This is a genomic window from Nocardioides psychrotolerans (genome assembly GCF_900113685.1).
GTDB classification, from domain to species: Bacteria; Actinomycetota; Actinomycetes; order Propionibacteriales; family Nocardioidaceae; genus Nocardioides; species Nocardioides psychrotolerans.
This window is the reverse complement of the sequence record NZ_FOQG01000008.1, coordinates 146,708-168,276: the sequence shown is the minus strand read 5'-3', so window position 1 is coordinate 168,276 and position 21,569 is coordinate 146,708. Positions and strand designations below refer to the sequence as shown.

The following is a 21,569-nucleotide window of genomic DNA, read 5'->3' as shown; positions in this document are numbered from 1 at the left end:
CCTGTGAGCGAGACCCCCTCCACCCACGTCGGCAACGCCTACGCCGCGGCCGGCGTGAGCATCGAAGCGGCCGACACCGCGATCGAGCTGATGAAGGTCTGGGTCGAGAAGGCCCGCCGGCCCGAGATGATCGGCGGGCTCGGCGGCTTCGCCGGGCTCTTCGACGCCAGCGCCCTGACGTCGTACAAGCGACCCCTGCTGGCGACCTCGACCGACGGGGTCGGCACCAAGGTCGCCATCGCGCAGGCGATGGACGTCCACGACACCATCGGTTACGACCTGGTCGGCATGGTCGTCGACGACCTCGTCGTGTGCGGGGCCGAGCCGCTCTTCATGACCGACTACATCGCCTGCGGCCGGGTGGTCCCCGAGCGCATCGCGGCCATCGTCAAGGGCATCGCCGAGGCCTGTGTCGAGGCCGGCTGCGCGCTCATCGGCGGTGAGACCGCCGAGCACCCCGGCCTGCTGGAGCCCGACGACTACGACGTCGCCGGCGCCACCACCGGCGTCGTCGAGGCCGACAAGCTGCTCGGCCCCGGCCGGGTGCGGCCCGGGGACGCGGTCATCGCGATGGAGGCGAGCGGGCTGCACTCCAACGGCTTCTCGCTGGTGCGTCACGTGCTCCTCAAGACCGCCGGGTGGGAGCTGGACCGCGACGTCCCCGAGCTGGGCCGCACCCTCGGCGCGGAGCTGCTCGAGCCGACCCGGATCTACGCCAAGGCCTGCCTGGCCCTCGCCGACCAGGTCGAGGTCCATGCCATGTCGCACGTGACCGGCGGTGGCCTCGCCGCCAACCTCGCCAGGGTCATGCCCGAGGAGCTCATGGCGACCCTCGAGCGCGGCACCTGGACGCCCCAGCCCATCTTCGACGTCGTACGCCGCGTGGGTGCGCTCTCGCAGGCCGACCTGGAGATGACGCTCAACTGCGGCGTCGGCATGGTCGCGATCACTGCGCCGGCCGCGATGGACCGCGCCATCGAGGTGCTGGCCGGCTTCGGCATCCGCGCCTGGGTGGTCGGGGAGGTCTCCGTCGACCCCGAGCAGCGGGGTCGGGTCGTGCTGGAGGGCCAGCACCCGGGCTGGTGAGAGGCGATTTCGCCCAGGGCGTACCCCGAAACGCCGCGATATTGACCCTCGACGTGCGGGAACACCCAGCCAGCAGGTAGCGTTGCCCTCACGAGAAATCTTTGAGACAGCCCGGGAGCCATGGTGCCCCGGCCGACTTGCGAGGGGGCTGACCCTATGGGGCGCGGCCGAGCTAAAGCCAAGCAGACCAAGGTCGCTCGCGACCTGAAGTACCGGACGCACGACACGGACTTCGGGGCGCTGGCCAGCGAACTGCACGGCGGTGAGAACAGTCAGACCGACGAAGTCGATCCCGAGGTGCTCGAGAAGTGGTCCGACGTCATCGAGCCGACACGACGAGACTGAACCTCCGCTGACACACGGGGGCCCCCCGGCCAGGCCGGGGGACCCTCTGTGTCTGTTTGCGGGCTCGGGCCGAACCGGTGCTCAGGCGCCCAGCCAGATCCCCCGGAGGCGACCCACGTCGCGCATCCGCCGCTCGGCCAACCGGTCCGCAGCGATGGCGGGCGGCACGCCGTCGGAGGCGGCGAGCTCGAAGACGCGCAGCGTCGTGTCGAAGATGCCCCCCGCGCGTTGCTGGGCCCGGTCGAAGGAGAAGCCCTCGAGCTCGTCGGCGACCTGGATCAACCCGCCGGCGTTGACGCAGTAGTCCGGCGCGTAGAGCACCCCGCGGTCCTCCAGCGACTTCTCGATGCCGGGATGGGCGAGCTGGTTGTTGGAGGCGCCGCACACGATGCGGGCAGACAGGACATCGAGCACGGCATCGTCGAGCGCGCCACCCATCGCGCACGGGGCGTAGACGTCGAGCGCACTCGTGACCAGGTCCTGCGTGGAGCCGACCACGGTGACGCCGGGCAGCTCGTCGCGCACGCGCTCGAGTGCGGCGGTGGCGACGTCGGTCACGACCACCTGGGCGCCGTCCTCGACGAGGTGGCGCGCGAGGTGGCGTCCGACCTTCCCGACGCCGGCGATCCCGACGGTGCGACCGGCCAGCGAGTCGGAGCCCCACGCGACGGTGGAGGCGGCCCGCATGCCCTGGAACACGCCGTACGCCGTGAGGACCGAGCTGTCGCCTGCCCCACCGTGGGCGGTGGTGCGGCCCGTGACGAAGTCGCACTCGCGGGCGATGTGGTCCATGTCGGCCGAGAACGTGCCGACGTCGCAGGCGGTGTAGTAACGGCCGCCGAGCGACTGGACGAAGCGGCCGTAGGCGCGCAGCAGGGCCTCACCCTTGAGCGCGGCGGGGTCGCCGATGATGACGGCCTTGCCGCCGCCGAGGTCCAGGCCCGCGAGCGCGGCCTTGTAGGACATGCCGCGTGACAGGTCGAGCACGTCGCGCACAGCATCGGCCGTGCTGGCGTAGGGGAAGAAGCGGGTGCCGCCGAGAGCCGGGCCGAGGGCCGTCGAGTGAATCGCGATGATCGCTCGGAGGCCGGTCGCCGCGTCGCGTGCAAAGACGACCTGCTCGTGCTCGGAGCCGAGGTCGAAGACGTCGACCGAGGGGGCTGCAGACATGGGTGATGTCCTCATTCGTGTGTCGCGGGCCGCGTGGGTGTGGCGGCCCTGGGGCGGTGAGCCACAGGGGTGGCGCGGCTCACAGCCAGCGTAACGCTGGTGGTGCGCTTCTCCGTGGTCGTCGGGTGTCGGGGTGGTGGCGCGGGTGGCTGTTCGGGCGGCGGGGTGGTGGCGCGCGCCGAAGGACGCTCAGACCAGCGTGGTGATCACGTAGGCGACACCGAAGGCGGCGACGAAGGCGAGCAGGCTGATCAAGGCGGTCGTCCAGGTCGTCCCGCGGCTGGCCGGGACCACCTCGCGGGGGCGGTCGGGAAGCTGCCAGAGAGTCAGCTGCTCCTGGGCGCCGGCGGGGGCAGGGACGGCGGCGCGGAGGGCGGCGACGTAGGAAGCGACGTCGGGCCACCGGTCCTCGGGGTCGGGCTCGAGGGCCCGGAGCAGGACGTCGTCGACCGCGGTCGGCAGGTCGACGAGCGTGGAGGGCGCCGGGGGCAGGGTGGCGTGCATGAGCTCACCGAGGGTGCCGGTGCGGACCAGGCGGCCGGTGAGCAGCTGGTAGGTGACGGCTGCGAGCGCGTGCACGTCGGCGCGCACGTCCACGCCGATCCCGGTGGCCTGCTCGGGCGCCATGTAGGACGGGGTGCCGACCACCTGGGTCAGCCCCGAAGCGTGCAGCAGTGCCTTGGCGACGCCGAGGTCGGCCACCAGGATCCGGTCGCCGGCGCTGCCGCCGCTGCGGACCAGGAGGTTCTGCGGCTTGATGTCGCGGTGGACCACCCCGTGCTCGTGCAGCACCGAGAGGCCGGCGCCGGCCTGGCGCACCATGTCGACGGCGGTGGCCAGTGGGGGAAGGCTGTCGCGCTCGAGCACGTCGCCGAGCGAGCCGAGGTCGGCATAGGTCATGACGAAGTAGGGCGTCCCGTCGGCCTCGCCGACGTCGTAGACCCGCACGATGTGGTCGGAGTCGGCGCGTCGCAGGATCCGCGCCTCCTCGAGGAAGCGTTCGCGGACGTCGAGCCGCTGCGCCCAGTTCTCCGCGAGCGCCTTCACCGCGACGTCGGACTGCAGCTCCTCGTCGTGGTAGAGCCAGACCGTGGCGAACCCGCCCACCCCGAGCCGCTCCACCTGCTGGAGTCGTCCGAGACGTTCCGGGAGGGCCATGGTGGGTAGTGTGCCGCAGGTGATCTCGGAGGACGGTGGCCCCACGCTCGAGGAGCTCGCCACGCGTGCGGCAGCGGGCGACCGCGCCGCCCTCGAGGAGCTGCTGGCCGAGATCCAGCCTCGCGTACGACGGATCTGCGGGCGGATGCTCATCTATCCGGAGGACGCGGAGGAGGCGACCCAGGACGCGCTGCTCCTCGTGGCGACCAAGATCGGGGGGTTCGCCGGACGGAGCAAGTTCACCACGTGGCTGCACGCGGTCGCGTCCAACAGCGCCCGGTCGACCTACCGCACCCTCAAGCGACGGGCCGCGGAGCGGCCCACCGACGACCTGCCGGCCACGCCCGACCCGCGCACCACCAGCGTGATCGCGGGCAGCCGGCTCGACCTGCTCGACGCGTTGGAGATCCTCGGGGCCGACCGCCCCGAGCTGGTGGAGCCGTTGGTGCTGCGCGACGTGCAGCAGCTGGACTACAACGAGATCGCCCGGCTGCTCGACGTGCCGCTCGGCACGGTCAAGTCCCGCATCCACTCCGCCCGCCACGCGGTGCGACCGTTGCTCGCCGTCCACGACTGACGCCGGCACCCGGAGCGCGAGGCACGTCAGGTCCCGACGCGGACCAGGGCGTCGACGCCGGCCACGACGGCTTGGGCGAGCCCGTCGACCAGCGAGCCGATGCCCTCGACCGAGCCGGTCTCGGCGTAGGCCTCGATCGCGGCGGCGGCGGCCCCCACCTGGGTGAGGCCCAGGTTGAGCGCGCTGCCCTTGAGCTGGTGGGCGCTGGCCATCGCCCGCTCGGCGTCGCTGTCCGCGACCGCCGTGCGGATCTCGGCGAGGGTCAGGTCGATGCGGGACAGGAAGGACAGCCGGGTGCGCTCGAAGAAGGTCACCCCGTCCTTGACGAGCTCGGTGAGCATCTCGACCCGCTCCAGGTCCAGCACGGGGTCGACCGTCGGGGCCGAGCTGTCGGACTCGGCCACGGGAGTGCTGCTGGAGCGGGTGGCCGGGACCCAGCGGAAGATCGCCCGGGCCAGCTGGGGCGGGTCGACCGGCTTGGTGAGGAAGTCGTCCATGCCGGCGGCCAGGCAGCGCTCACGTTCGCCCTCGAGCGCGGAGGCGGTCATCGCGATGATCGGCACGCGCATGTCGCTCTCGCGGGCCCGGATCGCCCGGGTGGCGTCGTAGCCGTCGAGCAGCGGCATCCGGCAGTCCATCAGCACGACGTCGAAGCCGTGCTCGCCCTCGAGTCGGTCGACCGCCTCGACGCCGTTGCCGGCGACCTCCACCCGGCAGCCCAGGCTCTCGAGCAGGCCGGTGGCCACGAGCTGGTTGACCGCGTTGTCCTCCACGACGAGCACGCTCACGCCCATCGGGGGCGCGCTGCGCGTGTGCCGCGGAGCACGCGCCGGGGCCTCGCCCACGACGGCGAGCAGCAGCGCGTCGTAGAGGTCGGAGTGCTTGATCGGCTTGGTCAGCGTGGCGGTGATGCCGGCCGCGCGAGCCTGCGACTCCGAGACCGGTTGGTCGCGGGTCAGCAGCAGGAGGGGCGGCGGGCTGTCCAGGCTCGCTCGCAGGCGGGCCGCGAGCGCCAGTCCGTCGACGGCGTCGAGCGTGAGGTCGAGCAGCACCACGTCGAAGGGCAGGCGGGCTGCGGCGGCGGACAGCGCCTGCGCCAGTGCCTCCTCGGCGGTCGCGACGGCGACGACGGAGCCCTGCCAGGCGACCAGCTGCTCGCGCAGCACGGTGCGCGAGGTGGTGTTGTCGTCGACGACGAGGATGCGGCGCCCGCGCAGCGGGTACGTCGACGCGGACACCTGGTCGGGCTGGTCGGACCGGGCGTGGCCCAGGCGTGCGGTGAACCAGAAGGTACTGCCTTCCCCGGGGGTGCTCTCCAGGCCGATCTCGCCGCCCAGTGCGTGCACCAGCTGCTGGGAGATCGCGAGCCCGAGGCCCGTGCCGCCGTGCTGCCGGGTGGTGGAGCGGTCGGCCTGGGTGAAGGCGTCGAAGAGCCCGACGCGCTCGGCCTCGGAGATGCCGAGGCCCGTGTCATTGACCTCGACGCGGAGCACCAGGCCGTCGTCGTCCTCCTCGACGACGCGGGCCTGGATCGCCACCTCTCCGGAGTCGGTGAACTTCACGGCGTTGGAGCCGAGGTTCGTGAGGATCTGCCCGAGACGCACCGAGTCGCCGCTGACCAGCACCGGGACGTCGGGGTGGCAGGCCACCACGAGCTCGAGGCCCTTCTCGTGCGCGGGGCCGGCGAGGACGGCGGCCGTCTGCTCGAAGACCGAGCGGATGTCGATGTCCTCGGCCTCCAGCTCGAGCTTGCCGCTCTCGATCTTGGACAGGTCGAGGATGTCGTTGATGAGCCCGAGCAGGGTGAGCCCCGCGCCGCGCAGCGCCTCGGCCAGGCGACGCTGACGGTCGTCGAGGTCGGTGCGCAGCAGCAGGTCGTTGAGGCCGATGACGCCGTTCATCGGGGTGCGGATCTCGTGGCTCATCGTCGCGAGGAACTCCGACTTGAGCCGCGAGGCCTCCATGGCGGCATCACGCGCGGCGGCGAGCTCCTCGGCGTTGCGCTCGCGCTCGGCGACCCGGCTCAGCTGGTCGACGATCTGGAGGATGAGCTCCTGGGACTCTTCATCGGGGGGCACCTCGTCGGCGAGGAGCTGGATGACGCACACGCACTCCTCCCCGACCAGGACCGGGACGGCGACGACGGTGTGGGTGTCCTCGCGGGTGGGAGCCGGGGCGAGCTGGACGGTTCCTGACGTGCAGCACCTCTCGGCCAGCGCGAGGTCGGGCTCGGGCAACCAGGTGTCGCTCTGCAGGGGCAGGGCCAGGGGGACGAGGTCTCCGGTCGCCTCGTCACGCACCATGACGCAGATGGGGTCCCAGCCGCTGTTGCCCGTGAGCGTCCCGGCCGCGCTCTCGAGCGCCTCGGCCAGGTTGGACGAGCTGTTGGCTGCCTCGGCCATCTGCTGGAGCAGGTGCAGTCGACGGGTGGCCTCGGCGGCCACTTGGTCGGCCCGGATCAGGTCGGTGATGTCCTGCGCGGTGCCGTTCATCCGCAGCGGCGCCCCGTCGAGCCCGCGGTGCACGATGCCGAGCCCGCGCAGCCAGCGGTGCTCCCCGTCCTGGCGCACGATCCGCCCCTCCCAGGCGAAGTCGTCGCCCTGCGCGAAGCACGCGCGGATCGTCTCCTCGACCCGCGGCCGGTCCTCGGGGTGCAAGAAGTCGAGGAACGTGTCGTACGTCGCGGCGAACTCGCCCGCGACCAGGCCGTAGATGCGGTAGAGCTCGTCGGACCACCAGATCGTGTCGGTGCCGACGGTCCACTCCCAGCTGCCGAGGTGGGCGAGCGACTGGGCGGCGGCGAGCTGGTGCTCGCGGTCCTGGAGGGTGTCGAGGAGCAGCTTGCGCTGGGTGTACTCGGAGATGCGGTGCAGCCAGCTGCGCACCTCCCCGTCCGGGTCACGCAGCGGGGTCCAGCTGACCAGGACCCAGACGGGGGTCCCGTCGGGCCGCAGCATCAGCGCCTCGAGGTTCTGCTGGCCCGGGTGACCGGACCTCATGTCGTCGAGGTGGGCCGCCAGCTGGACGCGGCCGTCGTCGTCGAGCACGTCCGCGCAGAGGAGGCCGACCAGCTCCGGCTCGCGACGTCCGAGGATCGTGGCTAGCCGGGCATTGCCGAAGAGGGTGCGACCCTCGGCGTCGAGGATCCACAGACCGTCCGGGCTTTGCTCGACGATGCTGCGATGCAGCGACCCCGTGTCGTGCATGGCTCCCCTCCCGTCGCTCCCGGTCAGCCCGACGACGAGCCTGCGCGGCGGCGGTGCCGAGTCGCTGTCAGGCCTTGCTGGTCGGCCTTGGTGACATTACGGGAAGCCGCAGGACGAAGGTGGCACCTTGACCGAGGTCGGAGTCGACCGACACGGTGCCACCGTGCCGCTCGACGATCTGCCGCACGATCGCCAGCCCGAGGCCCACCCCGGGCGCGGCGGCAGTCCCCGGCGCGCGGTGGAAGGGCGCGAAGATGGCCGCGTGCTGCTCCGGAGCGATGCCCGGACCGTGGTCGGAGACTGACAGGACCACGGTCGGTCCCTCGTCCACGACGGCGATCTCGACCTGCTCACCCTCAGGGGAGAACTTGAGGGCGTTGGTGACGAGGTTGTCGAGCATGCGCTCGAGCTTGATGGCGTCGCCGTCGACCTTGACGGCCGGTGTGTTCCTGTCGAAGGACACGGCGTTGCCGAGGAGCCGGTAGCGCGAGCTCACCGAGTCGACCAGGGCGACGAGATCGACCGGCGCCAGGACCAAGGAGGACGCCCCGACGTCCATGCTCTGGAGCAGCTCGTCGGTCAGACCCGTCATCATCTCCGCCGAGTGGGCGATGCGATCGACGAGGTGGCGCTGCTGCTCGGTGAGGTTGGGCTCGTCGAGCAGGAACTCGGCGAAGCCCGCGACCGCCTGGAGCGGCGTGAGGAGGTCGTGGGCCACCATCCCCAGGACGTTCTGGGTCTCCGCCAGCTCGTGGCGGGTGCGCGCCAACGCCTGGGCCGTGCGCCGCTGGAGGACACCGTAGTCGTTGTTGATGCGACTCATCTCGTCCAGGAGAGCCTGCTCCTGTGCCCCCTCAGTGGGCGGCATCGTGTGCTCCCACGAGGCGCTCGCACAGCGCGACGGTGCTGCGGGCGTCGCTCGCCGTGCCGTCGGCACCGACCGCCTTCCCCAGGGCAGGGGCGACGAGGAACGGGCGGCCGCCGACGATGATCCGGGCGTGGGCAGAACGCGGGTCGGCGCGGAGGTGGCCGATCATGGACCGGACCGCGGAGACCTGGCCGGGCATCGAGGCGGAGATGGCCACGATGTCGGCGTGCTGCTCGGCCACGTTCGCGAGGAGGTCCTCGACGGAGCTCGCCGCGCCCAGGTAGGTCGTCCCCCAGCCCTCGTGCTCGAGGAGGTCGACGACCATGCGCAGACCGACCTCGTGCAGGCTGCCCGGCGCGTGGACGGCGACGAGGTGACGTCGGCGGTCACGACCGGTGAAGAGGTAGGGGTAGAGGTCGGCCATCACCATCTGGGTCACGGCAGTGCAGTAGTGCTCCTGGGCGACCGAGATCTCACCGAGCTCCCAGAGTCGTCCGACCTCTCGCTGGGCGGCCTCGAGCACGTCGACCAGGATGTCGCCGAGGTCGGTCCCGTCGCTGAGGGCGGACGCGACCAGCTCGCGCGCCTGCTCCCGGTCGACGGCGAGCACGCGGCCGAGGTAGGCGCGGGCCAGCGGGCACAGCGGTGTGGGGCCGACGCCGTGGGTGTCCTCGTCGCCGGCTCGGCGCGCCAGGCAACGGTCCACCAGGTCTTCGACGGCGCCCGGGGACGCACCCTGCGCTGCGACCTGACGACCGATGGCGTGAGCAACGTCGCGGGTGTCGACGTGCGACACCTTCAGGGCCGACAACCGTGCCGTCTGGAAGCCCAGGAAGTCCTCGAACAGCTCGTCGTGACCGCTGGTCAGCGCCACCTCCAGGGCGCTGAGCCCGCCTGCGACGAGGTCGGTCAGCTCCGCGCTGGGCTCGAGGCCCAGGGCCTCGAGGACCATCCGGGCCAGGCGTGCGTCGAGCCCCAGGTCGACCAAGCCGGGGATGTGCCTTGGGGTCATGACCTGACAATAGTCGCCGCTGGAGGGGAACACCCGAGGCAAACGTCCCGGCCGGGCAGGGGTGCTCAGCGCGGCGCGCGGGCGAACACGACCCGGCCGTGACTGCCGTAGCCCACCAACCGCCCACCGTGGGGCCGGCCATCGAAACCGATCATCAGCCAGCCGTCGTCCTCCTCGAGGAGGGTGGGCCACGGGATGTTGGCGGGGTACGGCGCGTCCAGCGCGCCGACCTCGGCGAGCCGTCGGTCGGCCGGCAGGTCGGGGTGGAGGTCGAGCACGGGATAGCGCCGACGTTGGCCTGCCCGGCCGTCTCGTCCATCGCTCGCGAGGACCTGCCAGCGCCCGTCCGCGCCGTCGAGCCGGGCCAGGACCGGCCCCTCGGTCGCACGCCGGTCGGATGCGGCGCCCAGCAGCGTGAGGTCGTCGAGGCTGGGACCGCCCGCGAGGACGGGGTGGAACCGGAAGAACCGGCGGGCGCTGACGTAGGCGACCAACCAGCCCTCGTCGGTGCGCACCAGGTGCGGGTCCCAGACCCCCACCGAGCGCAGCCCGGTGGTCGGCAGGGCCAAGGCCCGCGTGTCGAGGACGTGCCTGCCGCGGGTGAGGTCGACCCTGGTCTCGGCGAGCGTGACCCCGACGGAGGCGTCGGGTGCGCTCTTGTCGAAGTCTCCCCACGTGCTGGTCGTCAGGAGCCACCGGCTGTGGTCGCCACGGGTGTCGCGGAGCAGGTGGCTGGCGTGGTCCCCGAAGACCCCCGGTCGGTCGGGTCGTCGGAAGAACAGGTCGCTGCGGTGCTCGAGGGCGAGGGTGCGCGGGTCGAGCGACCAGACCGAGGTGTGGGCGGTGTCGAAGAAGCCCGGCCCGGCGCTGGTCGCGGTCAGCAGGACGTGCTCGCCGTCGGGACCGTCCTCGCGCCACGGTGACCCGTCGGCGTGGCTGACCACGCGCAGGTCACGCAGCCCGAGCTGGCCGAAGGCGCCGGCGCGCACCTCGCCGACGGTGCCGGTGACGTGGTGGACCAGCCCGGCGAGCCAGGCCTCGTCGCGGGTGTCGACACGGTCCAGGAGGTCCAGGCGGCCCCGCACCGTCCACCCGGAGTCCGGCGCCCCTCCCTCCCGGGTGAGGACCGACAGGTGGGTGCCCGTCAGCGCCAGGCCCACGGTCGTCACCGGAGCCTCGGGGTGGCTGCTGCGCCGACTCTGGTGCCGGGTGGTCCGTGACCCGGTGGTCACCGTCAGGCCCAGTGTGCCGTCGTACGTGCCGGTGAGGGTGACCTCGCCACTGACCAGGCTCAGGCTCACGGGACTGGTGCCGGTCACGTTGGCCTCGACGGCGACCGAGGGGGCGAGCGGCGCGGTGAGGTCGGTGCCCGGCTGGACCAGCGCGACGGGGCGCGCGTGGCCGACCGTCTCGAAGCGCTGCATCACCCGCTCATCCTGTCGGACACATCAACCTGTCCGCTCGGCGCGGCCGGGTCACGTGAGCCGCGACGCACCCTGCGAGCGCTTACCGTGGGGGGCGTCGGGGCACCGGGCTGGTGGTCGCGCGTGCGGCCGCGACGAACGGGGTGGGACATGCAGGTGCTCGTGACCGGAGCGACGGGCTTCGTGGGGTCGGCGCTGACGCAGGCGCTGGTCGACGGGGGTCACCAGGTGCAGGCGATGACGCGCCGTCCCGACGACTACGAGGGCCCCGGCACGCCGGTAGCCGGCGACATGTCGGACGAGACCAGCCTGCGTCAGGCCCTCGCGGGCGTCGACGTGGCCTACTACCTGATCCACTCGCTGTCCTCGAAGGACTTCGAGGAGGAGGACGCGGCCGGTGCTACCGCCTTCGGTGCGGCTGCCGCGGCTCAGGGCGTGGGGCAGATCGTCTATCTCGGGGGTCTCGGTGACGAGGCGGACGGCCTGTCGCCGCACCTGCGGTCGCGCCGCGAGGTCGAGGCGCTGCTGGGGGCGGACGGGGTGCCGGTCACCGTGCTGCGTGCCGCGATCGTCGTCGGCCGCGGGGGGATCTCGTGGGAGATGACCCGACAGCTCGTGGACCGGCTGCCGCTGCTCGTGGCCCCCTCGTGGGCCCAGACGCGCACGCAGCCGATCGCCCTGGCCGACGCCGTGACCTACCTCGTCGGTGTGCTCGACGAGCCCCGGGCTCTGGGTCGGGTCTTCGAGATCGGCGGCGCCGACGTCGTGACCTACGAGGACATGCTGGTCCGCGCGGCGAAGATCCAGAACGGCGCCGACGTGGCCCTCGTGTCCGTGCCCCTGCCGGAGAACGACCTGGTGGACGCCGTGGTGGCCAGGGCGTCGTCGTACGGGCTGGCGGCGCTGACGGAGGTCGACGTCGACACGGCCAAGAACCTCATCGAGTCGATGAGCACCGAGGTCGTGGTCTCTGACGACGCGATCTCCGGGGTCGTCGACCTCCAGCCGATGGGCTACGACGAGATGGTGCGCGTCGCGCTCGGCGACCGGGGGCGCGAGGGCCAGGCCGTTTGAGCGACCTACATCTCTTCCTTGGGGCAGTCGGGCACCCCGGAGGTCGACTGGTAGACGTGGCCGTAGGCGTGGCCTACCACTCCGGCCATGCAGAGGAGTGGTCCGAGAGTGTGCTGACAGGTGGGTGCTCTCATGGGGTGCCTCCGTGGGGGGAACGTGTCCTTCCCATCGGCAGACGGGCTCGGCTCCTGAGCCGCTGAGGGTCGCCGTCAGCCGGCCCGCACCTGCGCCACGGCGATCGGGTGGTCGGTGATGCGGCGCACCTCGGAGTCCTCGAGGTAGCCGAAACCGGTCCAGGTCAGCGCCGGCGACCCGAAGATCCAGTCGATGCGGGCGCGCGGTGGGCGGCAGCCGCCGACGACCGAGCCGCCGTTGGCGGCGGTGAGGCCGGTGCCGAGGGCGAGGTCGCAGAAGATCTCGCCCTTCTCGTTCATGTCGCCGGTGACGACCACCGGCAGACCGGTGGTCTGGAGGTCACGGATCTGCGCGACCAGCAGCGCCGTGGCTGCGTTGCGCTCGCCCTCCGCGTCGCGCCTGGGGCGTCGCGGGGAGAGGTGCACGTTGATGAACCAGACCTGCTGGCCCGAGGCCTTGTGCTGGAGCAGGACCACCGCCTGGGCGCGCTGCTGGCCGACGAACGGGATCGTGAAGGTCGTGGCTGCCAGGACGTCCCAGGTGTCCACGCGCCACATGATCGCCTGGGGCACCGAGGTCCCGCGCTGGCCCAGGGGTGGGTACGACGTGAACGCGCCGCCGGTCGCCGCCATCACGGTCGCCAGCTGGTCGACCTGGATCTCCTGGAGCCCCACCACGTCGAAGCCACGTCGCACCACCAGCTCGCTGGCCCACCGGGCACGGGTCACCCCGTCGGCCCAGCCGGAGCCGCGCGGGGTGTGGTTGGAGCCGAGCACGTTGAAGGACGCGACGGTGAAGTCGGCAGCCGCCGGCAGCGGTGTCGGAGGGAGCACGGGGAGTGCTGCCGGCGGCGGTTGGACGACCTGCTCGATGAGTGGCTGGAGAAGCGCGGGCTCGACGGGCTCGACGACGGGCGGGGTCGGCGGCGTTGCTCGTCGGCTGGAGCGCGAGGGCTGGGCCGCACGGTCGTCCTGCTCCGCCCGCTCCGCCCGCTCCGCCCGCTCCGCCGGCTCCGCGCCGAGGTGCAGGGTCGCCCCGGTGCCACCCGGCTCGACCGGGAGGGTGCCGGCGGTCGCCGCGGGCGGGCCCGCGACCCCCACGACCCCCACGAGGAGCGCGAGGAGGCACCCGGCCGCCGCCGTACGTCGCCCGGCACCCAGCACCCGCCACCCCCACCACCATCGTCCTCGGATCTCTCGTCAGGACCCTCGATCGGCCGCGGCGCCCGGCTCCTGAGCACTCCGAGGTGGGGAGAAGCGCTCATCCGCTGGGGTCGTCGGGTTAGCGTCGGGGTCGCCCCGTCCTGTCCGCCTGTCCCTTCGAAGGTCCCGAGGAGGTGCGTGTGTCGCGTCGCGAGCCCCACGAGAACGTCGCCACCGTGCTGGTCGACCCGGCAGCGCTGCGTGACCTCGAGCTCGACCTGGTGACGCTGGACCTGTGGGTGTGGCCGGTCGCCACGGCGCCGATCTACCCCGACGGCCCACGTGCGGCCTTCCAGCTGCGACGTCGCCTCGTCGAGGCGCGCCTCGGCGCCTGGGACCTCGCTGCCGACTGGACGCCGGTGTGGATCTCCTTCGGGGACGGCTGGCGCCGCGGCGACGAGCCCCTGCCCTGGGCCGCGCACGTCGCCCTCTACGACACCCTCGAGCACCATGCGGACCACGTCCGCTACCGCCGCGGCCTCGGCGGCGTCCCGCGGCTCTCGGTCGCCCACGAGACCGAGCCGCGCTAGTGGACCCCGAGGTGGGTGCCGCCCCCACCCAGCCCGACCGCCCCTTCAACCTGCGCCCGAGCCGTCGCCCGACCTTGGTGCGGGTGTTGCTTGCGCTGCTGCTCGGCGGCGGGATGCTGGTCGTCCTGAACGCACCTGTCTGGTTCTTCATGCACGCGTCCGCGTCGAGGTGGCAGGACGACCGTGAGGTCGTTGTGTCGGTCGCCGAGGACACTCGCTGCCGCGTCGGACCTCCACCGGGCGAGCCGACGACGTGCACGGGCGCTTGGTCCGGGGGCGACGGCGACGTCAGCAACCGCTACGGCGGTCCGCCGCCGGTTCCCGGCGAGCGGGTCGAGGCACGCGAGGTCGGTGACGACCTGGCCCTGACCGGCTATCACCCGGTGCTGCTCGGCTGGGCCCTCGTGGCGCCCTACCTCGCCGTGGTGGGCGCCGGGGGTGCCGCCGTGGCCGTTGCCGGGCTGCGGGTGCTGGACCCGCGCTGGTGGAGCCTGCGGACCGATCTGCCGTCGGCCTGAGACCGGGTGTCAGCGACCCGTGGGCACCAGCCCGCTACGGTCGAGGACGTCGTGACCCACCCGATCCTGGAGGCCCCGTGCCCGACCGTCGTGCCCCTCGCGGGGTCCGCTCCCTGCCCAACGCGCTGGCCCGCGGCCGCGAGCGCGTGACCGGTGTCCTCGGGCAGCGCTTCCCGACGGTCGCGGTCACCGGCATGACCGGGGTGGGCAAGACCGAGCTCGTCGACCACCTGTGCGGCCGCCCGTCCGGGAGCGGTACGCCGGAGGCCGGCTCGGCGGTCCTCGAGCGGCGCGTGCGCCGCGGGGCACGACTGACGGGATTCCGCTTCCGGGTCGTGCCCGGGGACAATGCCGCGACCCGGCTCGGGGCGCTCGACGACGTCTTCCACGACGACCCCGTCGACGGGGTGCTGCACGTGGTGGCCAACGGTCACGCCACGGGGCGGCGACCGGCCGGCACGAGCGGGCGCGCCGACGTCACCCGGGAGCAGCAGCTCGCTGCCGAGCTCGAGGACTGGACGGTCACGGCCCACCGGATCGCCTCGATGGCCGTGCGCCGCTCGCGCCCCACGTGGCTGGTCGTGGTCGTCACCAAGGTCGATCTCTACGCCGACGACATCGACGCGGTCGTGCGCTCCTACTCACCCGGCAGCGGCACGCCCTTCGGGGACCGGCTCGACGAGCTCCGTGCGCTGGCGGGCGGTGCCAACCTCTCGATCGACGTGCTGCCTGCGTGCAGCCACCTCGACAGCGACGCGGGCGGGGTGACCCGCAAGGACCGCGACCGCTACCTCGCGGCACTCGAGACGCGGATGGCGCAGCTCTCCGGCCACGTCTGAGGGGGTGCGCACGTGACCGTGGACACGTGGATCCGTTGTGCTCCAGAGGCCTCCGGCACGCAGTAAGCCCCTTCTCGAGAGGTCACCGATGAGACTGCGACGCCCCACGATCCTGGCCGCCGGCATCGCTGCTGCCGGCCCACTGCGCGTCGACCTGACCTCCCACGGTTGCGGGGTCGAGGTCCCCACGCTGGGCAAGCGCAACTCGGCGGGCCCGCGACCGGTGCCGTGGGTGTCGGTGGTGCAGGAGGTGACCGGCACGAAGCGGCTGCCCCGGGCGCAGCTGCTGAGCGGTGACCTGCGCAACGTCAGGAGCCTGCGCGTCGACGCCGGCGCGGCGTGCCTGCGACCTGGCATGTCCTACCGCATCCGAAGCGACGGACCCGCCGTCCTCCGCCTCCCGACCGTCGGCGTGGTCGCGCTGCGCCGAGGGATGAACACCGGCACGGTCTGATCACAGAGAGCGGCGTGACTGGTCAGGAGACGCGGTGGTCGAGGATCGAGTCGGGTAGGCCCTCGCCGTCGAAGCAAAGCGCCCCGGTCTCGTCGCCGCGCTCGTTCGCTGCGCCGACGCAGTAGGTCTTGCCCTCCACCTGCACGCTGAGCGAGGTCGTTCCCGGGCTGAGCACGACATCCTGGCCGCCGAGGACCTGACGGCCGTCCTCGGTCAGGGCGAACTCCAAGGGCGCGCCCGCGAGCTGGATCTGCTCCCACTCCAGCTGTGCCACGGCAAGCACGTCCTCATACATGGGGCGTTGCCAGTCTGTACGACGATCGAGCGCCGCGGCAACGAGGCCGAGGGCGACCATGAGGCCCAGCGCCAGGACGACGACGCCGAGTGCGGCCGCGCGTGCGTTCGCGGGGCTGGGTGGTGGCCTGGTCTCCGGATCGAGGTCGTCCATGGCAGGGAGTCTGACAAACCTGTCCGTGACGGCTCGACGGGCCCGCGTCAGACCGCCTCGCGGTGGTCGACCGCCCACGCGTGGACGAGCGCGAGGTACTCCGCGGGCGCCTCCATCATCAGCGCGTGCCGCCGGTCGTCGAGGACGTGGCCGCACCAGTCGCGACGACGGGCGAGCACCTGGCGCAGCACCTTCGCGGGCACGAGTGCGTCGGCGGTCCCGCCGAGGATCAAGGTGGGTGCCTCGACGGCGTCGATCGCCCGCAGCACCCGACCGGGGGACGCCCAGAGGACGGCGATGGAGCGCAGCGCGCTCAGCAGCGCCTTGCGACGTGACGCCACGACGACCTGGTCGTCGTCGGCGTACTCCTGCGCCATCAGGTCGATGAGCTCCGGACGCACCCCGTCGGGCTCGGAGAAGATCAGCCGCATCAGGTGCCGGTTGCGGCGCTCGTCGAGAAGACCACCGGCGCCGACCACCCCCAGGGCCGCGGCCGACACCGACGACACGGCGATCGGCACCATGCCCTCGAGGGTCGCCCGGGCCGGCATGAGCAGCTTCAGCGGCGAGGTCGGAGGCAGGGCGGGGGAGACCAGCACCAGGAGGGACACCCGCTCGGGTTGTTGCGCGGCGAGGAGCGTCGCGACCAGCCCGCCCATCGAGTTGCCGTGCAGGGCGAAGCTCGTCCAGCCGAGCGCGTCGGCGACGTCGAGCACGAACCGCACGTAGGCGTCCACGGTCAGCGGCTCGTCCTCCAGGGCGGTCGTCCGGCCGAAGCCGGGCAGGTCCACGGCCACGACGGGCCCGGTCGCGCTGAGCCCGCTCATCACCTCGACCCAGGTCACGGCCGAGGCACCGAGCCCGTGGACGAGCAGCTGCGGCTCGGTCCCGGCGGCTACGGAAGGGCCCGGAGCCCGCAGGATCCGCACCTCGCGACCGCGCACCTCGAGCACCTCGTCGACCACGCCGGGCCACGTGGGACCGATCCCTGCATCATGTTCCATACCTTCAGTATGGGGCGGGAGCGGCGGGAGACCTCCACCCCGCAGGGTGGCCGGCTCGAGCCAGCGGAGGGACACGGCGAAGGCCCCCGCCGGACTCCGGCGAGGGCCTTCTTGCAGGTCGAGGACCTGCGGTGCTGGTGGGCAGGGGCGGGATCGAACCGCCGACCTATCACTTTTCAGGCGATCGCTCATACCAACTGAGCTACCTGCCCAAGCGTCGCACAGCCTACAGGAGCCCCAGGGGGCCCACGAAAGCGAGGCGACGCGTGACGCGCGTCACTTCAGGGCCGCTGGGACGTTGAGCATCCCATGAGCCAACCGCGCGGCCGTCGTACGACGCTGCTCCCTGTCCTCGTGCTCCTCCTAGTCGGCGTCCTGGCCGCGTGTGGGTCGCGGATCCATCCCGAGACGGTCGCCCAGCTCGAGGGCGGGTCGGTGGCCGTGCCCGGGCAGGCCGAGGGCGGGACCGCGGCCGGCGCCGTGGGGGGCGACACGACCGGCACGCCCGGGTCCTCGCCGCTCCCGGGCGCGCCCGGGGCCGTGCCGGAGGCCGGAGCTCCGCTCGCCGAGACCGACCGCACCGGCGGCGGCGAGACCGGGAGCGACGGCGGGGCGACTGCTCCCACGGGGGAGAACGCGGCTGGCGGCGGGGGAGCGGCGGGGGGCTGCGAGGGCTTCGCCAACCAGACCGGCATCACCGACACCACGATCACCATCGCCAACGCCTCGGACATCTCGGGCCCCGTCCCGGGTCTGTTCCAGGCCGGCCAGGACGCGGTGCGCGCCTACGCGGCCTACTTCAACGCCACGTCCGACGTCTGCGGGCGCAAGCTCGAGGTGCTGCAGCTCGACAGCCGCACCGACGCGGCGGCCGATCAGCTGGCCTACACGAAGGCGTGCGACGAGGCCTTCGCCGCGGTCGGGTCGATGTCGGCCTTCGACTCCGGGGGCGCCGCGACCGCGCAGGGCTGCGGCCTGCCGGACCTCCGGGCGGCCGCCGCCTCCCTGGAGCGCTCGCGGTGCGCCACCTGCTTCGGCGCGCTCTCGCTCAAGGCCAACGAGTTCGAGAATGCCGTTCCCGACTGGGTGATGGCCAACTACCCCGATGCGGCGAAGAAGGCTGCCTACGTCTGGATCAACGCCGGCGCCGTGCCCGCCAACGCCAACTACCAGGCCGACGCGATGGAGAAGCGCGGCCTGGACTTCATCATCCGTCAGGGCATCGACATCTCGGAGTTCAACTACGCCCCCTACGTCCAGGAGCTGAAGGACGCCGGGGTCGAGTACGTCCAGTTCCTCGGCTCGTCGTCCCACTCGGTGCGGATGGCCCAGGCCATGCAGCAGCAGGGCTACAAGCCGGACCTGTTCATGATGTCGCAGCCGATGTACGAGCAGGGCTACATCTCCCAGGCGGGCGAGGCCGCGGAGGGCACCCACATCTTCATCACCCACGTGCCGTTCGAGGAGGCCTCGACCAACCCCGAGGTGTCGCTCTACCTCGCCTGGCTCCAGCAGGCCAGTCCGGGCGCCGAGCCCACGTCGTACGGCCTCTTCGCCTGGTCGGCCGCACGCCTCTTCGTCGAGCAGGCCACCGCCCTCGGCGGCAAGCTCACGCGCCCGGCGCTGATCGCGAGCCTCAAGCAGGTGAAGGACTGGACGGCCAACGACGCGCACGGGCCGCAGAACGTGGGCGCCAAGCGCACCGGGGAGTGCTGGCGCTTCATCAAGGTCGAGGGTGGGCGCTGGACGGCTGCCGGCGCACGGGACTACTCCTGCCGCGGCACCACCGTCGTGCCCGAGTGACGCCCGCCCCGGAGCAGGGCCGGGGGATCCGGCTTTGGAGCGCGCTCGCGCTCGGCCCTATGCTGTCCCGGCAGTCTGGCCCCCATCGTCTAGCGGCCTAGGACGTCGCCCTTTCACGGCGGTAGCACGGGTTCGAATCCCGTTGGGGGTGCTCCACCCGCACCAGTCGCTGGATCCGATCCCGGATTGGGAGGTGCCGAGGGGGATGGGTTAGAGTTCCAGCGCTCCGGCAGTGCCGGACAAAACGCATCATCTAGGCCCCGTAGCGCAGTTGGTTAGCGCGCCGCCCTGTCACGGCGGAGGCCGCGGGTTCGAGTCCCGTCGGGGTCGCAGAGTAGTTCCAGAGAAAGCGCAGGTCAGCGGCCTGCGCTTCTCTGCATTTCGGGCCAGAATGGGCGTTCTGGTCACAGAGTGGTCACGAGAGGTCTGGGCACTCACGTTGCGACCTCCGAAGCGGCCTTGCGCATCGCCGCCAGCAGGGCGGCCGCGCTGGCCTGCATCTTCTGGTCCACGTGGCTGTAGATCCCAAGCGTGACCGACACGTGGCTGTGGCCGAGCGCCTCCTGGACCACCTTCGGGTTGATGCCCGCTTCGAGCGCCAGCGTGGCGTAGGTGTGGCGGAGGTCGTGCAGACGGATGTGGGGAAGTCCTGCTCGGCGGAAGATTCGGCCGAACTGCTCGGTGATGCGAGTCGGACTGACGGACTGCCCGTCCTCCTGGGCCGTCACCAGGTCGTCGTCCACGTAGCCGGCGCCCAGGGCCAGCTTCTCCTCGTTCTGGCGTGCCTTGTGGCTGCGGAGGAGCGCCACGGTCTCGGTGTCGATGGAGACGACGCGCTTGCCGGCCTTCGTCTTGGGAGAGGACCACATCTTGCCGCCCTCGCCGGTGAGGAGAGCGCGCTGGACCTTGACCTGCTGCTTCTCGAGGTCGATGTCGGACCATCGCAGCCCGAGGGCCTCGCCGCGGCGCATGCCGGTGGTGCCGAGGATCCACCACGCTGCGGCGTGGCGGTGGTCGCGGGCGACCTCGAGGAAGGTGTGGAGCTGGCCCGCGGTCCAGGTGTTCATCTCGGGCGAGACGCTGGGCCTGGGCGGGTCCGATGCCTCGACCGGGTTGCGGGAGACGGCCTGCCAGCGCATGGCGTCGCGGAAGGCGCGGTGCAAGATGGTGGCGATGTTCCTCACGGTCGTCGCGCCGAGGGCCTCGTACGTGCCGTCACCGGCCAGGAGGAGTGCGTAGTGGATGTTCAACGCCGGACCGTCCACCTGCTGCAGCTTCATCCCTCCGATCGCGCGCTCGATGATGTGGCGACGCAGCATTCGCCGGTACGCCTGGAAGGTCAGAGGCTTGATGGTGTGCTCGATGGCCGGCAGCCAGGTCGTGGTGAGGAACTCGGCCAGGGTTTGGTTCTGCGGGGCGACGTACGTCAGCGTGCCGAGCGTGCCGAGGGTGCGGGTCAGCTCGGCCTGGGCCTCGCGCCTGGTCTTGAAGCCGCGCCGGCGGGTCTGCTTCCGCTTCACCTTGCCGTTGGCGTCGAGGTCGCGGCTGGGGACGTCAATGATGAAGAACCAGCTGCCGTTCGCTGACTGCTTGACGCTGCCGCGTCGTCCGGTGGTGCTCACGGTGTCTCCTTCTCCTTGAAGCGGTCGAGCTCGGCCTGGGCCGCCTCGATGAGGTGCTGCTTGCCGGTGGCCTTGGCCCGTGACAGGCGCATGGCCAGGCGGCGATACTCGCGCCGATCGGGCCTCTGCTGGTAGGACTCCCGGGCGAGGTCCGCGCAGTCGAAGCCGGGGCAGCGGCGCGATGGCCGGCCCGCCCGCACGGGGACGAAGAGGCGCTCGCAGACGTCGCACCGGACGAGGCCCGGGCGCCCTTGGGTGTAGGCCGACACCGCCTCCATGTCGGCGCGGCTGAACGGGTTGCTGAAGGTGTGGACCGCGAGTCTCAGACGCTGTTTGTCGTCCCAGCGGTGCTGGAAATCGACACCGTCGAGCCGGATAGCGGTGCTCTGCGTGTCCTTCTGTTTGGCATGCGTATCGACGAGCTGCTCGATCCGAGCGCGCAGCTGTTCCGTAGCGCTATCGAGCGACCCCGCCAGCCCGCTCTCATCGAGCCGACGGGCGAGGTCCTCGATGTCGACCCTCGTTGCTCGGCCCCGTTGCCAGCGCTCCGACGCCGGCCCAGCGAAGGGTGACTCGGGCATGCCTAGGGGGTAAATCTGCTGGGCTTGCGCGAAGGCCTCCTCGTCCGTCTGGAATCCCGCGTCTGCCTTCAACTGGGCTCTGATCGCCGGCTCGAGCACCGCGCCGACCGTGTTCGCGTCACGTGAGAAGGCGTAGAGGCTCTCTGCCGAACCCCAGTCCACCCGCAACAGGATCGGGAGCACGCCCTCGACCGTGCCCTGCGTGCCCCGGAGCTGCAGATCGGGCAGCACGATCGTGAGCTGCGGTGCCGTGAAATCAAAAGTCATGGGGTTTCCCTGTAGACGCGGGGTTAGCCGAGTGAGATCGTGTACTAGATAGTTCAAGAGCAACAGTTACACGGAGGAACCATGACACCAACGAGGGCCCGGGTCAAGCGCCAGGTCGACGACGATCGTTCTTTGATCCTCCGCCTGACCAGCCGCCCCTCCGTGACGCTGAGCGACATCGCGCGAGAAGCCAGGTGCTCGCCGACCTTCGTCAGTGCCTGCGCCCACGGGAGAAGCCGGGCGACC

Annotated in this window: 20 protein-coding genes and 3 tRNA genes; 11 read left to right on the top strand and 12 right to left on the bottom strand. The window is 71.8% G+C overall.

Going from position 1 to position 21,569, the window contains the following annotated elements; all coding sequences use genetic code 11:
- Window positions 1-3 precede the first annotated feature (3 nt).
- Entirely contained in the window at window positions 4-1,086 is a 1,083-nt protein-coding gene (gene purM, locus BM204_RS11995) for a phosphoribosylformylglycinamidine cyclo-ligase (RefSeq protein ID WP_091113551.1), read from the top strand.
- A gap of 156 nt (window positions 1,087-1,242) precedes the next feature.
- Window positions 1,243-1,431 (top strand): DUF3073 domain-containing protein, encoded by a 189-nt coding sequence (locus BM204_RS11990; protein WP_091113548.1) that lies wholly within the window; start codon window positions 1,243-1,245, stop codon window positions 1,429-1,431.
- 81 nt (window positions 1,432-1,512) lie between these two features.
- Here BM204_RS11990 and BM204_RS11985 read toward each other — a convergent pair whose 3' ends face one another.
- Entirely contained in the window at window positions 1,513-2,601 is a 1,089-nt protein-coding gene (locus tag BM204_RS11985; protein WP_091113547.1) for a Leu/Phe/Val dehydrogenase, read from the bottom strand.
- A gap of 189 nt (window positions 2,602-2,790) precedes the next feature.
- Window positions 2,791-3,759, bottom strand: coding sequence for a serine/threonine-protein kinase (locus BM204_RS11980; RefSeq protein ID WP_170259291.1), 969 nt, complete (start codon window positions 3,757-3,759; stop codon window positions 2,791-2,793).
- Window positions 3,760-3,778: 19 nt separating this feature from the next.
- Here BM204_RS11980 and BM204_RS11975 point away from each other — a divergent pair, with 19 nt between their 5' ends.
- Window positions 3,779-4,336: an RNA polymerase sigma factor gene (locus BM204_RS11975; RefSeq protein WP_246166557.1), complete on the top strand. Its 558-nt coding sequence runs from the start codon at window positions 3,779-3,781 to the stop codon at window positions 4,334-4,336.
- 26 nt (window positions 4,337-4,362) lie between these two features.
- Here the strand turns inward: BM204_RS11975 and BM204_RS11970 are convergent, their stop codons facing one another.
- The 4 genes from BM204_RS11970 to BM204_RS11955 all read right to left on the bottom strand — a co-directional run bounded on the left by BM204_RS11970 (window position 4,363) and on the right by BM204_RS11955 (window position 10,846).
- Window positions 4,363-7,542, bottom strand: a complete 3,180-nt coding sequence (locus tag BM204_RS11970; RefSeq protein WP_091113542.1) for a hybrid sensor histidine kinase/response regulator — start codon at window positions 7,540-7,542, stop codon at window positions 4,363-4,365.
- A 67-nt stretch (window positions 7,543-7,609) separates the two neighbouring features.
- A complete protein-coding gene (locus BM204_RS11965; RefSeq protein ID WP_091113540.1) occupies window positions 7,610-8,410 on the bottom strand; it encodes a sensor histidine kinase in 801 nt (266 codons plus the stop codon).
- Window positions 8,397-9,422, bottom strand: coding sequence for a cobalamin B12-binding domain-containing protein (locus BM204_RS11960; RefSeq protein WP_091113537.1), 1,026 nt, complete (start codon window positions 9,420-9,422; stop codon window positions 8,397-8,399). The genes BM204_RS11965 and BM204_RS11960 overlap by 14 nt, the downstream gene beginning before the upstream one ends.
- A gap of 65 nt (window positions 9,423-9,487) precedes the next feature.
- Window positions 9,488-10,846 (bottom strand): hypothetical protein, encoded by a 1,359-nt coding sequence (locus BM204_RS11955; RefSeq protein WP_177223720.1) that lies wholly within the window; start codon window positions 10,844-10,846, stop codon window positions 9,488-9,490.
- Window positions 10,847-10,996: 150 nt separating this feature from the next.
- Here BM204_RS11955 and BM204_RS11950 point away from each other — a divergent pair, with 150 nt between their 5' ends.
- Entirely contained in the window at window positions 10,997-11,920 is a 924-nt protein-coding gene (locus tag BM204_RS11950; RefSeq protein ID WP_091113532.1) for an NAD(P)H-binding protein, read from the top strand.
- Window positions 11,921-12,129: 209 nt separating this feature from the next.
- Here the strand turns inward: BM204_RS11950 and BM204_RS11945 are convergent, their stop codons facing one another.
- Window positions 12,130-13,218 carry an endonuclease/exonuclease/phosphatase family protein gene (locus tag BM204_RS11945; protein WP_170259290.1) on the bottom strand — a complete coding sequence of 363 codons (1,089 nt, stop codon included), beginning with the start codon at window positions 13,216-13,218 and terminating at the stop codon, window positions 12,130-12,132.
- Window positions 13,219-13,397: 179 nt separating this feature from the next.
- Between BM204_RS11945 and BM204_RS11940 the strand changes: the two genes are divergently transcribed.
- From BM204_RS11940 to BM204_RS11925, 4 genes are all read left to right on the top strand, one after another.
- Window positions 13,398-13,787, top strand: a complete 390-nt coding sequence (locus tag BM204_RS11940) for a hypothetical protein (RefSeq protein ID WP_091113527.1) — start codon at window positions 13,398-13,400, stop codon at window positions 13,785-13,787.
- Window positions 13,788-13,798: 11 nt separating this feature from the next.
- Complete coding sequence (locus BM204_RS11935) at window positions 13,799-14,305, top strand: hypothetical protein (protein ID WP_143099748.1); 507 nt, start codon at window positions 13,799-13,801, stop codon at window positions 14,303-14,305.
- Window positions 14,306-14,382: 77 nt separating this feature from the next.
- On the top strand, window positions 14,383-15,144 hold the full coding sequence (locus tag BM204_RS11930; protein WP_218031360.1) for a GTPase domain-containing protein: 762 nt from the start codon (window positions 14,383-14,385) through the stop codon (window positions 15,142-15,144).
- 88 nt (window positions 15,145-15,232) lie between these two features.
- Window positions 15,233-15,598, top strand: coding sequence for a hypothetical protein (locus tag BM204_RS11925; protein WP_091113523.1), 366 nt, complete (start codon window positions 15,233-15,235; stop codon window positions 15,596-15,598).
- 22 nt (window positions 15,599-15,620) lie between these two features.
- Here the strand turns inward: BM204_RS11925 and BM204_RS11920 are convergent, their stop codons facing one another.
- The 3 genes from BM204_RS11920 to BM204_RS11910 all read right to left on the bottom strand — a co-directional run bounded on the left by BM204_RS11920 (window position 15,621) and on the right by BM204_RS11910 (window position 17,262).
- Window positions 15,621-16,046, bottom strand: coding sequence for a hypothetical protein (locus tag BM204_RS11920; RefSeq protein WP_091113521.1), 426 nt, complete (start codon window positions 16,044-16,046; stop codon window positions 15,621-15,623).
- A 47-nt stretch (window positions 16,047-16,093) separates the two neighbouring features.
- The gene (locus BM204_RS11915) at window positions 16,094-17,050 is read right to left on the bottom strand and encodes an alpha/beta fold hydrolase (protein WP_091113519.1); all 957 of its coding nucleotides are present in this window, start codon (window positions 17,048-17,050) and stop codon (window positions 16,094-16,096) included.
- Window positions 17,051-17,185: 135 nt separating this feature from the next.
- A tRNA-Phe gene (locus BM204_RS11910) sits at window positions 17,186-17,262 on the bottom strand.
- Window positions 17,263-17,359: 97 nt separating this feature from the next.
- Here BM204_RS11910 and BM204_RS11905 point away from each other — a divergent pair.
- From BM204_RS11905 to BM204_RS11895, 3 genes are all read left to right on the top strand, one after another.
- Window positions 17,360-18,853 carry an ABC transporter substrate-binding protein gene (locus BM204_RS11905; protein ID WP_091113517.1) on the top strand — a complete coding sequence of 498 codons (1,494 nt, stop codon included), beginning with the start codon at window positions 17,360-17,362 and terminating at the stop codon, window positions 18,851-18,853.
- A gap of 78 nt (window positions 18,854-18,931) precedes the next feature.
- Window positions 18,932-19,004 (top strand) — tRNA-Glu (locus tag BM204_RS11900).
- Between the two features lie 105 nt (window positions 19,005-19,109).
- Window positions 19,110-19,183: transfer RNA gene (locus BM204_RS11895), tRNA-Asp, on the top strand.
- Between the two features lie 104 nt (window positions 19,184-19,287).
- On the opposite strand, the gene BM204_RS11890 is transcribed toward BM204_RS11895, so the two are convergent.
- Together BM204_RS11890 and BM204_RS22235 are read right to left on the bottom strand one after the other, a co-directional pair.
- Complete coding sequence (locus tag BM204_RS11890; RefSeq protein WP_143099747.1) at window positions 19,288-20,475, bottom strand: site-specific integrase; 1,188 nt, start codon at window positions 20,473-20,475, stop codon at window positions 19,288-19,290.
- Window positions 20,472-21,323 carry a hypothetical protein gene (locus tag BM204_RS22235; protein ID WP_143099746.1) on the bottom strand — a complete coding sequence of 284 codons (852 nt, stop codon included), beginning with the start codon at window positions 21,321-21,323 and terminating at the stop codon, window positions 20,472-20,474. The genes BM204_RS11890 and BM204_RS22235 overlap by 4 nt, the downstream gene beginning before the upstream one ends.
- Window positions 21,324-21,569: the final 246 nt, after the last annotated feature.